We start from the raw sequence: 12,236 nt of genomic DNA on the forward strand, positions 1-12,236 counted from the left end.
TCTATCACTCATCTATCGGCTCAATATAATCTACCAATAATTGTAGGCTACGATTGCCACGAAATTCGTTAATATCTAATTTATAGGCTAAACGAGCCTGTTTAATTGAAAGATCAGGATACAATCTTGTATTAATATTAAACGCAATGGCATCTAATAAAATCCCACCTTGTTTCGGTTCTAGCAACATTTTTAGATGATTTTTATTTTGCCCAATTGCGCGCTGATCTAAAATTTTAAATTCGCCATCAAAGCAAGGCTCAGGAAACCCTTGCCCCCAAGTGCCTACTGATTTTATCAGCTCTGCCGTTTCAAGATTAAATTCATTTGAATTTAGTTCGCCATCTGTCCAAATTACGCCTTGTAGATGTTCTTCATCAAGCCAATCGGCAACGGTTTGATTAAAAATATGTTGGAAATCGGCAAAATGTTCTTTGCGAATACTCAAGCCTGCCGCCATTGCGTGTCCGCCAAATTTTAAAATCATATTAGGATGTTGCGAATGAATACGCTCCAGAACATCACGCATATGTAAACCTTCAATAGAACGAGCAGAACCTTTCAAAATTCCCTCACTATCTTGTGCAAAGGCAATCACTGGACGATGATATTGATCCTTAATCCTTGATGACACAATGCCTAATACGCCTTGATGCCAATCAGGTTGATAAAGCGTAATACCATAGGGTAACTCTTTAAAAAGTGCGGTAAGATTTTGACAAATTTTTATTGCCTCAAGCTTCATACCCGCTTCAATTTCTTTACGCGTTTGATTGAGCTGATCGAGATCTAAAGCTAATTCTCTAGCTTTTGACATTTCGTTCGCCAGCAAAAGCTCTACCCCAATCGACATATTATCTAAACGCCCTGCCGCATTTAAACGCGGCCCAATACAAAAACCGAGATCACTTGAAGTAAACTGCTCTACATTACGGTTAGCCACTTCTGCCAACGCAATAATACCGAGACGGCAATGTCTAGCACGGATACGCATTAAACCTTGATAAGCAAGGATACGATTATTTTGATCCAAAGGAACAACATCAGCTATAGTGCCTAGTGCCACCAGATCGAGCAAATCAGTAAAATTAGGTTGTGTTTCTGCCGTAAAAATACCGAGTTCTCGAAATTTTGCTCGTACGGCTAACATCAAATAAAATGCCACACCAACGCCCGCTAAGGATTTTGAAGGAAAACCACACTGACTTAAATTAGGATTAACAATCGCATCGGCTGGCGGCAAAGTTTCGGGGGGTAAATGATGATCCGTAACTAAAACTCGAATGCCTTTTTCTTTCAAAAATGCCACACCGTCAAAAGACGAAACGCCGTTATCCACCGTCATTAACAACTGAACACCCTTTTCAATCGCCATTTCAGCCACAGGAATACTCAAGCCATAACCTTGTTCAAATCGATTTGGCACAAGGTAATCCACATCAGAAAAGCCAAGTTGTCTTAAAGCCAGCACACTCAATGCTGTGCTGGTTGCACCATCAGCATCAAAATCCCCAACAATCACAATTTTTTGCTGTTGTTGATAGGCTTCCACTAATAAATTTACAGCTTGATCAATGCCATATAATTGATTTGGATTGAGCATTGATTTCAAAGTGCGGTCTAATTCTTTGGTGTTTTGAATACGACGAGCGCGATAAAGGCGATCTAATAAGGGATGATTTGAAACAGAATTTCCAATTGGAATTTCACGGCGTTTAATAAGTTTTTTCACTGGATATTAATTCATACCTAAAAGCAAAAAGCTGTTGAAATCAACAGCTCTTTTATCTATACTTTTTCCTGTCGGTCAGGGCTTTTAACCCTGAATGCTGACAGGGATTAAACCTACTGACCATTAGTCTAACTATTGTGTCAGCTAAGGATTTTAATGATGCCTAAATTATGTATTTATATCATAATTTTTGTGTTGTTAATGCTTTTAAGCTCCCCAGCATATTAAGCATACCGACTATTAAAACACAAGGGGTAGGCAACTGCCCCTTGCTCTTTATTATAAAATTATTGTGCCGTTTCTTCAAGAGCTCTTAATAAATCAGCTGGTTTTAAATAACCGCCAATAAGCTCACCAGTTGAAGTCACAATACTTGGCGTTCCTCGTACACCAAATTGAATACCTAATTCATAATGTTTTTTCACGATATTTGGCGTTTTAACTTCTTTTGGTAAATTGCCTTTTTCTGCTTCATTTAAAGCAAAAACGGGATCTTTCGCCGTCCAAATCGCTTCCATTTGTTTCGCCGTTTGATTATTCATACCTGCGCGAGGGAAAGCTAAATAACGCACAGTAATACCAAGATCGTTATATTCTTTTAATTGCTGATGTAACAAATGGCAATAATGGCAGGTAATATCCATAAATACTGTTACTACGTGTTTTTCATTTTTCGCAGGATAAACAATCATCTCGTCTTTATAAGAATTAAGTTTATCCACTAAAATTTTACCTGCTACATCAACAGGGCCATTATTTGTGAGTTCATAAAGTTTACCTTCAAAAAGATATTTTCCATCTTCGCTCACATAGAGTATACCTTGATCCGTGACAGCCGTTCTAATGCCTGAAATCGGCGAAGATTTAATAACAATATTTGATATATTAAAAGACTGTAATTTGCGTTTAATTGCCGCATCATCTGCCATTGCATTAGCCGCAGCCACGCACAAAAGTGCGGTAAAAATTTTCTTCATTTTTTGTTCCTAAATTAGCTTGAGTGAGAAAGTCTAAAATTATAGAGAGATTGCTAATTTCTGCAAGGTCAAACTATCCAAAAATCAGAAAATAGCATATAATTCCACACTTTATCACACAGTGAATTTATTATGTTTGAAATCAATCCTGTAAAAAATAAAATCATCGATTTATCTGACCGCACTTCAGTGCTTCGGGGGTATCTTTGACTTCGATGCCAAAGTTGAGCGTTTAGAAGAAGTCAATGCCGAACTAGAACAGCCAGATGTTTGGAATGATCCAGATAAAGCCCAAGCACTTGGTAAAGAGCGCGTTTCTTTAGAACAAGTTGTAAATACCATCAAAAATTTAGAACAAGGCTTAGAAGATGTTGATGGCTTGTTAGAACTCGCCATCGAGGCAGAAGACGAAGACACTTTCAATGAAGCGGTTGCTGAATTAGATGAACTTGAACAACAACTCGAAAAATTAGAGTTCCGTCGAATGTTTAGTGGCGAACATGATGCTTGCGATTGCTATGTGGACTTACAAGCTGGTTCTGGCGGTACGGAAGCTCAAGATTGGACAGAAATGTTGCTGCGTATGTATCTTCGTTGGGCTGAAAGCAAAGGCTTTAAAACAGAACTAATGGAAGTATCCGATGGCGATGTAGCGGGATTGAAATCGGCAACTATTAAAGTGAGCGGAGAATATGCTTTTGGTTGGTTACGAACAGAAACGGGCATTCATCGTTTAGTGCGTAAAAGTCCATTTGATTCCAATAACCGTCGTCACACATCATTCAGCGCAGCATTTGTCTATCCTGAAATTGATGACGATATTGATATTGAAATCAATCCTGCTGATTTACGTATTGATGTTTATCGCGCATCGGGGGCAGGTGGTCAGCACGTAAACAAAACAGAAAGTGCGGTGCGAATTACCCATATGCCAAGTGGTATTGTTGTGCAATGTCAAAACGACCGTTCACAGCACAAAAACAAAGATCAAGCGATGAAACAATTAAAAGCAAAATTGTATGAGCTTGAGTTACAGAAGAAAAATGCGGATAAGCAAGCAATGGAAGATAATAAATCCGACATTGGTTGGGGAAGCCAAATTCGCTCTTACGTATTAGACGATTCACGCATTAAAGATTTACGTACTGGCGTAGAAAACCGTAATACGCAAGCCGTATTAGACGGGGATTTAGATCGATTTATTGAAGCGAGTTTAAAAGCGGGGCTTTAAGTATGATTTGCTGGATAAGTAAAGAAGCGTTACTTATCCCATCATAAGAAATAACCCAAAAGTGCGGTTATTTTTGAAGGTATTTTTAAAGTTAAAATTAAAGGTAAACAAAATGTCAGAACAAGAAGTTAAAGAATTAGATCTCAATGGCGAAATGCTCGTTCGTCGTGAAAAATTATCCGCATTACGTGCAAAAGGTAATGCCTTTCCAAACAAGTTTCGTCGTGATGCTCTCGCACAAGATTTACACAATCAATATGATTCAGAAGACGGGGAAATCTTAAAAGAGAAAGGCGTTGAAGTACAGGTTGCTGGTCGTATTATGACTCGCCGTGCAATGGGTAAAGCAACTTTTATCACTATTCAAGATATGAGCGGTAAAATCCAGCTTTACGTTGCACGCGATAATTTGCCTGAAGGTGTTTATAAAGATGACGTTGGTACTTGGGATTTAGGCGACATCGTTGGCGTTAAAGGCACTTTATTTAAAACAAAAACTGATGAACTCACTGTAAAAACCACTGAAGTTCAACTTTTAACTAAAGCACTCCGTCCATTACCAGACAAATTTCACGGTTTAACCGACCAAGAAGTTCGCTATCGCCAACGTTATTTAGATTTAATTTCTAACGAAGAATCTCGCCGCACTTTTATTATTCGTTCTAAAGTTGTCGCGGGTATTCGTGAATATTTCATTTCTAAAGGCTTTATGGAAGTGGAAACGCCAATGTTACAAGTAATTCCAGGCGGTGCATCTGCACGTCCTTTCGTGACTCATCATAATGCATTAGATGTGGATATGTATTTGCGTATCGCACCTGAACTTTATTTAAAACGCTTAGTCGTTGGTGGGTTTGAACGAGTATTTGAATTAAACCGTAACTTCCGTAATGAAGGGGTTTCTGTTCGTCATAATCCAGAATTTACTATGCTTGAATACTATCAAGCCTATGCAGATTACCACGATTTAATGGATAACACCGAAGAACTTCTTCGTAAATTAGCGATTGATATTCTTGGTACAACCATTGTGAAATACGGTGATTTAGAATTTGACTTCGGCAAACCATTTGAGCGTATTACATTACACGATGCAACGGTTAAATATGGTGCTGACAAAGGTATCGTAAAAGAAGATTTATATGATTTTGATCGTGCAAAAGCCACGGCTGAACGCTTAGGTATTGAAGTACAAAAATCTTGGGGTTTAGGCAGCATTGTCAATGCAATTTTTGAAGAAGTGGCTGAACATCACTTAATTCAACCAACATTCTTAATGGCTCATCCTGCGGAAATTTCGCCACTTGCACGTCGCAATGATGAAAATCCAGATGTAACAGATCGTTTTGAACTCTTTATCGGTGGTCGTGAAATCGGTAATGGTTTCTCAGAATTAAATGACGCAGAAGATCAAAATGAACGTTTTGATGCACAAGTGGCTGCAAAAGAAGCAGGCGATGATGAAGCGATGTTTAAAGATGAAGACTTTGTTGTTGCATTAGAGCACGGCTTACCACCAACAGCTGGGGAAGGTTTAGGTATCGACCGCCTAGCGATGCTTTATGCAAATGCACCGTCAATTCGTGATGTGATCTTATTCCCTGCAATGCGTCAGAAATAATAAAGATACAAACAAAAGCCACCATTTGGTGGCTTTTTTATTTTAATAAAAAGAGAATTTTATATTCCCTTCTTATTGTTTAACGATTAACCATTAATAAATTTTTCGCCCAATTCAATATCTGCACGTAAAGTTGGCAACATATTTTCTAAGGCTTGTTGTTCAAAATTGCTTAATGGGCCAATTGGTAAAATTTCTTCTACGCCTTCTTTGCCTAAACGAACGGGTTGAGAGAAGAAACGAGCATATTTGCCATCTCCTTCAACATAAGTACATTCAACCACTGTCTCGCCACTTAATCCTTTCACTAAAGAACGCGCAAAACGTGCTGCAGCTTGTGCCATTGAAAGCGTTGCTGAACCGCCACCTGCTTTTGCATTGACAACTTCTGTACCTGCATTTTGGATACGTTTTGTTAATGGTTCGATTTCTTCTTCGTTCCATTTTGCATATTGAACTTGAGAAAGTAATGGAAGAATAGTCACACCTGAGTGACCACCAATAACAGGAACGCTCGTACGAGAAACATTTAAACCTTTTAATTCAGCCACAAAAGTTTCAGAACGTAACACGTCTAAAGTTGTCACACCAAATAATTTACGTTTGTCGTAAACACCTGCTTTTTTCAACACTTCAGCCGCAATCGCAACAGTAGTATTTACTGGGTTAGTGATGATACCAACACAAGCTTTAGGGCAAGTAACCGCGACTTTTTCAATTAAACCACGCACGATACCTGCATTAATATTGAATAAATCTGAACGATCCATACCAGGTTTACGCGCAACACCAGCAGAAATTAATACAACATCCGCACCTTCAAGTGCTGGTGTTGGATCTTCACCAGAAAAACCTTTTACATTCACTGCCGTTGGAATATGGCTCACATCTACTGCAACACCTGGTGTTACTGGGGCAATATCATATAATGCTAAGTCGGTGCCTGCTGGCAACTGAAGTTTTAGTAATAACGCTAATGCTTGACCAATACCACCTGCGGCACCTAATACAGCAACTTTCATAAATACTCCTTATGTGTTAGTTAATTTAAAACAGCCTGATTTTAAAATGTTCATCTTACAATTACAAATAGAGAAATATCATTCTATGATCTAGTTCACATTTCTGAGATAAATATTTTCTTCTCTTTGTTCTTATTCATATTTCAGTTGATAAAAGTGAATTTTTATGCAATTCTTATGCAAATTTTGACTATTAAAAAATAAAGATGACTGACAATTTAACTCGTGCTTTTAAAGAATTACTCAATCAAGAACGCTTTGGTTCTCAAAATGAAATTGTCGATGCCTTAAAAAAACAAGGCTTTACTGGTATTAATCAATCAAAAATATCGAGAATGCTCAGCAAATTTGGTGCGGTTCGCACTCGTAATACCAAAATGGAAATGGTCTATTGCTTACCAAATGAATTAAGTGTTCCCAATACCAGTAGTCCATTAAAAAATCTTGTCTTAGATGTTGATCACAATTCGATGTTAATCGTAATAAAAACGACGCCCGGTGCTGCTCAATTAATTGCACGATTACTTGATTCCATTGGAAAATCGGAAGGCATTTTAGGTACTATCGCAGGCGATGATACTATTTTTGTCACGCCCACAAGCGATAAACCTATCGACGAATTATTGCAAAATATCCAACGCTTATTTGAAAACGCATTGTAATGAATATTCTATTAACAGGAGGAACAGGACTTATCGGCAAAGCACTTGTCGAACAACTCTGCTTACGCAATGAACAAGTGACGATCTTAACGCGCTCAAGTTCGCCGCACACTTTCTCAAAGCAAAAAAACATCAAATTTATTACCGCACTTTCAGAACTCGATTTACAAGAACAGTTTGATGCCATCATCAATCTTGCTGGCGAACCAATTTTTCATAAAGTTTGGTCGAAAAACCAGAAATCTATTTTACGAGAAAGTCGTTTAAGCCTCACTACTCAACTGGTTGAATTCATCAATCAGTATCAGCAATACCCAATTTTTATATCAGGTTCAGCAACTGGAATTTACGGCGATCAAGGCGAACAAACAATTACCGAAACAAGCAAAACAGCAAAAACCTTTACCGCACAATTATGCCAAGATTGGGAAAATATCGCGCGACAAGCTAATGCGAGGGTTTGTTTGATTAGAACAGGAATAGTCTTTTCTAAAAAAGGGGGCGCGCTTGCAAAAATGTTGCCTTTATACAAATGGGGACTTGGCGGTAATCTGGGCAAGGGAGAGCAATATTTCCCTTGGATTGCTTTGGAAGATATGGTAAATGGCATTTTATTTTTACTCGATCATTCAGAATGCAGAGGGGCATTTAACTTCTCAGCCCCGAATCCCATAAAACAGCATAAATTTAACCGCACTTTGGCTGGAATATTAAAACGTCCTGCCTTTGCAACTATTCCAAAATGGATATTACATTTCATTCTTGGCGAACGAGCGAATCTATTACTCGAAAGCCAAAATGTTGTGCCTGAAAAATTACTCAACGCTGGATTCCAATTTCAATATTCTGATTGCGAAAACTATCTAGAAGAAATCCTAAAAAACAAATAAAAAAATCACCGCACTTTTTTAATGAGGTGATTTTTATCGGACTAAATATCTCGCCTTATCGCAATTTATTGTTCATTATAAATTTCAAGATTGGATGCTTGTTTTTCACGTTTTTTCTTTGCACTATCGTTGCGTTGAAGTGCGATTTTATCAAGATATTCAGGACTAATATCGCCTGTAATATATTCGCCTGTGAATACTGAACAATCAAAACCTTGAATGGCTGGATTTTCCAATTGAACAGATTCAGTAAGTGCGGTCAGATCTTGGAAAATTAATTTATCTACGCCGATCAAATGTGCAATTTCCTCAACATTTCGACCGTAAGCGATCAGTTCATCACAACTCGGCATATCAATACCATATACATTCGGATAACGAATTTCAGGAGCAGCAGAGGCAAAGTAAATTTTCTTCGCACCAGCTGAGCGAGCCATTTCAACAATTTGCTCAGAGGTTGTGCCACGAACGATAGAATCGTCCACCAATAACACGTTTTTATCTTTAAATTCAGCTTTAATGGTATTCAATTTGCGACGAACAGAACTAATACGCTGTGCTTGACCTGGCATAATAAAGGTACGACCAACATAGCGATTTTTCACAAATCCTTGGCGATAAGGCTTCCCTAGTACACGAGCTATTTGTAACGCAATATCTGTTGAAGTTTCAGGAATAGGAATGACCACATCAATATTATCAATTTCATCCGCCCATTCTTTTGCAATTTTTTTCCCGAGTTTTTCCCCCATATGAACACGTGCCGCATAAACAGAGACACCATCAATCGTTGAATCTGGGCGTGCAAAATAAACATACTCAAAAATACAAGGATTTAACACCGCACTTTCGGTACATTGTTGTGAATAAAGTTCGCCATCAAACGTCACATAAACGGCTTCGCCCGCAGCAATATCACGCACAAACTCGAAACCCACAATATCTAAAGCCACTGTTTCAGAGGCGAACATATAATCAGTTTTGCCATTTTCTTCACGTTTACCCAACACCAAAGGACGAATACCAAAAGGATCACGAAACGCAACCATGCCATGCCCAATAATCATCGCTACGCAGGCATAAGCACCACGAATATCATTGTGAGTTTTACGAACAGCATAGAAAATATCTTGTGGATCGAGATGGTTTTGAGGAATGTGATCAAGATGATTAGCGAGAATATTAAGAAGAAGTTCAGAATCTGAATTAGTGTTTACGTGACGGCGGGCAGTTTTAAAGACTTTTTCTTTTAACTCCACTGAGTTGGTTAAATTGCCGTTATGCACCAAAGTGACACCATAGGGAGAATTTACATAAAAAGGTTGTGCCTCTGAGACGCTAGAACTTCCTGCCGTAGGATAGCGAATATGCCCTAATCCAGCATTTCCTTGCAAGCGTAGCATATGCTCTTGACGGAACACATCGCTGACTAAGCCATTAGCTTTACGTAAGCGGAAACGGTTTTCATCATCAACCGTTACAATACCCGCCGCATCTTGTCCACGATGTTGCAAAAGGGTTAATGCTGCATAAATAGATTCATTAACCGGACTTTGGCTAACAATACCGACAATACCACACATTTTGTGTTCCTTATTGATTAAGCGTTGGAGTTAAAAAACTTGAACTTGACTGAAGCTGTTGAAAGAACCATTCAATAATAAAACCAAAGTGCGGTATTAATTGAGATTCTTTCCACCAATCAGTTTGTTCAAAATTGGTAAAAGTATCCATAAAAAATAACAACGCAGCCACAATCAATGCACCGCGCACTAAACCGAAAGCTGCACCTAATACGCGATCAGTGCCGCTTAAACCCGTCTTATCTACTAATTGACTAATCACATAATTTACTATTGCGCCCACGATTAAAGTCAGAACAAACAGAATGGCGATTGCAGTTCCATTACGCACATACATTGATTCAATTTGCGTAAGATAAGTGGCAAGATAAGGATAGAACTGGCTTGCTACGATAAATGCCACAACCCAGCTACCAAGTGAAAGTACTTCGCGTACAAAACCACGTAATAAACTGACAAGAATGGAAAAAGCGATAATGCCAATAATAATGTAATCGATCATTAAAAAATCTCTCAATGAAAAACGGCCGTTTAAAACGACCGAGGTATTCTACAAAAATACAGCCAAAAAGAAAACGTTTGCGTAAACTAAATTTCCTGCCAAAAAGCACGTTCAAATTTGCTTTGAGCTTTCCTTAAGACTTCCGCTAAATGTTGATATGTCGGTTTTTCTTGCACAAAAGGCAAGGGTTCATTTTGTTGTTTTAAGCGTTCGCAAATATCGTAAAACCATACCGCACTTTGATTTTCTAATGGTGAATTTGCACGCTTACCAAGCCAATAAAGCCCTTGAAAAGGAATAAGCAAGGCAAAAAGTGCGGTCAAAATTGCGATAGAAAATGCCATTAAATCATTTTTTGCATAAATCTGTTGCCACAGTATTGCAAATACAGCAACAAAAGGCATAAATTTTTGTGCAAAACTCGTGGCTTTCATAATACGATTTTCAGGGAAAATAATCCCTAACTTCGCCTCCTGCGGCCAAGTATTAAGATAAATTTGTCCCTGTTTAAAAATGGAAAAAAACGCCATAAAAAACACCTCAAAAAATTGACCGCACTTATCATACGCTATTTTAAGTCTATTTTTAGTAAAAATAGTTTAATTTTTCAAAAAATACGATAAAGTTTGTATTTTTTCCTTACCGATGAATTTATTTTATTCATCAAAAGGTGTATCCTATACCTAATTTTTCAAACCATCTTAAATGATGGATTTTTATTAACCTCAATCAAATATAGGGTTCCTATGTCAAAACTTGTTCTTATCCTTAACTGCGGTAGTTCTTCACTAAAATTTGCAATTCTTGATCCAGCGACAGGGGAAGAAAAATTATCTGGCTTAGCCGAAGCATTTTTCTTACCAGAAGCACGTATCAAATGGAAACTCAATGGAGAGAAAGGTAACGCAGATTTAGGCGCAGGCGCAGCGCATACTGAAGCGCTTAATTTTATTGCATCTAACATTCTGACTGATGAACTAAAAAATTCTATCGCAGCAATTGGTCACCGTATCGTTCACGGTGGCGAAAAATACACCCAATCTGTTATCGTAACTGATGAAGTTGTTAAAGGTATTGAAGATGCTGCACAATTTGCGCCACTTCACAATCCAGCTCACTTAATTGGTATTCGCGAAGCATTTAACGCATTCCCACACTTAAAAGATAAAAACGTGGTAGTTTTTGATACAGCATTCCACCAAACTATGTCTGAAGAAGCATTCCTTTATGCCCTTCCATACTCTTTATATAAAGAACACGGCGTACGTCGCTATGGTGCACACGGCACAAGTCACTACTTCATTTCTCGTGAAGTCGCTGAATATGTAGGCAAACCCGCAGACCAAGTCAATGCTATTATTTGTCACTTAGGTAATGGTGGTTCTGTTTCTGTTGTGCGTAACGGTCAATGTATTGATACATCAATGGGCTTAACTCCACTAGAAGGTTTGGTAATGGGTACGCGTTGTGGCGATATTGACCCTGCAATCGTATTCTATCTATACAAAACACTAGGTATGTCTATGGAACAAATCGAAGAGACTTTAGTGAAAAAATCTGGTCTTTTAGGTTTAACTGAAGTAACCAGCGACTGCCGTTATGCTGAAGATAACTACGATAATGCATCTAAACCAGAAGCAAAACGCGCTTTAAATGTTTATAGCTATCGTTTAGCGAAATACATTGGTGCTTATATGGCTGTGTTGGGCGATGATCACTTAGATGCGATTGCATTCACTGGTGGTATTGGCGAAAACTCAGCGCACGTTCGTGAATTAGCATTGAATCACTTAAAATTATTTGGCATTCAAATCGATAATGAACGAAATCTTGCCGCACGTTTTGGTAAAGATGGCGTAATCACGACTGATGATTCCGCATTTAAAGCGATTGTTCTTCCAACTAACGAAGAATTGGTTATCGCACAAGATACCGCAAGACTTTGTTTCTAATTCAACAACAAACTGCCGAATTTTTCGGCAGTTTTTATTTATAACATATACATATTAAGGTTTA

At 38.2% G+C, this 12,236-nt stretch carries 11 protein-coding genes; 5 read left to right on the plus strand and 6 right to left on the minus strand.

Annotated features, from left to right (window positions below; genetic code table 11):
* Window positions 1-4: 4 nt before the first annotated feature.
* Together recJ and dsbC are read right to left on the minus strand one after the other, a co-directional pair.
* Complete coding sequence (recJ, locus tag DQN24_RS07575; protein WP_111695652.1) at window positions 5-1,732, minus strand: single-stranded-DNA-specific exonuclease RecJ; 1,728 nt, start codon at window positions 1,730-1,732, stop codon at window positions 5-7.
* A gap of 287 nt (window positions 1,733-2,019) precedes the next feature.
* Window positions 2,020-2,709 (minus strand): bifunctional protein-disulfide isomerase/oxidoreductase DsbC, encoded by a 690-nt coding sequence (dsbC, locus tag DQN24_RS07580; RefSeq protein WP_005670566.1) that lies wholly within the window; start codon window positions 2,707-2,709, stop codon window positions 2,020-2,022.
* 132 nt (window positions 2,710-2,841) lie between these two features.
* Here dsbC and prfB point away from each other — a divergent pair.
* Together prfB and lysS are read left to right on the plus strand one after the other, a co-directional pair.
* Window positions 2,842-3,940 (plus strand): peptide chain release factor 2 gene (gene prfB / locus DQN24_RS07585; protein WP_014550889.1). Its coding sequence is split into 2 segments (ribosomal slippage): window positions 2,842-2,916 and window positions 2,918-3,940, totalling 1,098 coding nucleotides; the frame shifts between segments, so codons are not numbered across the junction.
* A 112-nt stretch (window positions 3,941-4,052) separates the two neighbouring features.
* Window positions 4,053-5,561: a lysine--tRNA ligase gene (gene lysS / locus DQN24_RS07590; RefSeq protein WP_050846910.1), complete on the plus strand. Its 1,509-nt coding sequence runs from the start codon at window positions 4,053-4,055 to the stop codon at window positions 5,559-5,561.
* Window positions 5,562-5,647: 86 nt separating this feature from the next.
* Here lysS and mdh read toward each other — a convergent pair whose 3' ends face one another.
* The gene (mdh, locus tag DQN24_RS07595) at window positions 5,648-6,583 is read right to left on the minus strand and encodes a malate dehydrogenase (protein ID WP_021035018.1); all 936 of its coding nucleotides are present in this window, start codon (window positions 6,581-6,583) and stop codon (window positions 5,648-5,650) included.
* A gap of 206 nt (window positions 6,584-6,789) precedes the next feature.
* Here mdh and argR point away from each other — a divergent pair, with 206 nt between their 5' ends.
* On the plus strand, window positions 6,790-7,245 hold the full coding sequence (argR, locus tag DQN24_RS07600; protein ID WP_050848262.1) for a transcriptional regulator ArgR: 456 nt from the start codon (window positions 6,790-6,792) through the stop codon (window positions 7,243-7,245).
* Window positions 7,245-8,135 carry a TIGR01777 family oxidoreductase gene (locus DQN24_RS07605; RefSeq protein WP_111695653.1) on the plus strand — a complete coding sequence of 297 codons (891 nt, stop codon included), beginning with the start codon at window positions 7,245-7,247 and terminating at the stop codon, window positions 8,133-8,135. The genes argR and DQN24_RS07605 overlap by 1 nt, the downstream gene beginning before the upstream one ends.
* A 65-nt stretch (window positions 8,136-8,200) precedes the next feature.
* Here DQN24_RS07605 and purF read toward each other — a convergent pair whose 3' ends face one another.
* From purF to yfbV, 3 genes are all read right to left on the minus strand, one after another.
* Entirely contained in the window at window positions 8,201-9,718 is a 1,518-nt protein-coding gene (gene purF / locus DQN24_RS07610; RefSeq protein WP_011272442.1) for an amidophosphoribosyltransferase, read from the minus strand.
* A 10-nt stretch (window positions 9,719-9,728) separates the two neighbouring features.
* Window positions 9,729-10,220 (minus strand): CvpA family protein, encoded by a 492-nt coding sequence (locus DQN24_RS07615; RefSeq protein ID WP_105197802.1) that lies wholly within the window; start codon window positions 10,218-10,220, stop codon window positions 9,729-9,731.
* Window positions 10,221-10,306: 86 nt separating this feature from the next.
* Entirely contained in the window at window positions 10,307-10,750 is a 444-nt protein-coding gene (gene yfbV, locus DQN24_RS07620) for a terminus macrodomain insulation protein YfbV (RefSeq protein ID WP_005657119.1), read from the minus strand.
* Window positions 10,751-10,966: 216 nt separating this feature from the next.
* Between yfbV and DQN24_RS07625 the strand changes: the two genes are divergently transcribed.
* Entirely contained in the window at window positions 10,967-12,172 is a 1,206-nt protein-coding gene (locus DQN24_RS07625) for an acetate kinase (protein ID WP_021035014.1), read from the plus strand.
* The last annotated feature ends 64 nt before the right edge of the window (window positions 12,173-12,236 follow it).

This window comes from Haemophilus influenzae, from assembly GCF_900475755.1.
GTDB classification, from domain to species: Bacteria; Pseudomonadota; Gammaproteobacteria; order Enterobacterales; family Pasteurellaceae; genus Haemophilus; species Haemophilus influenzae_D.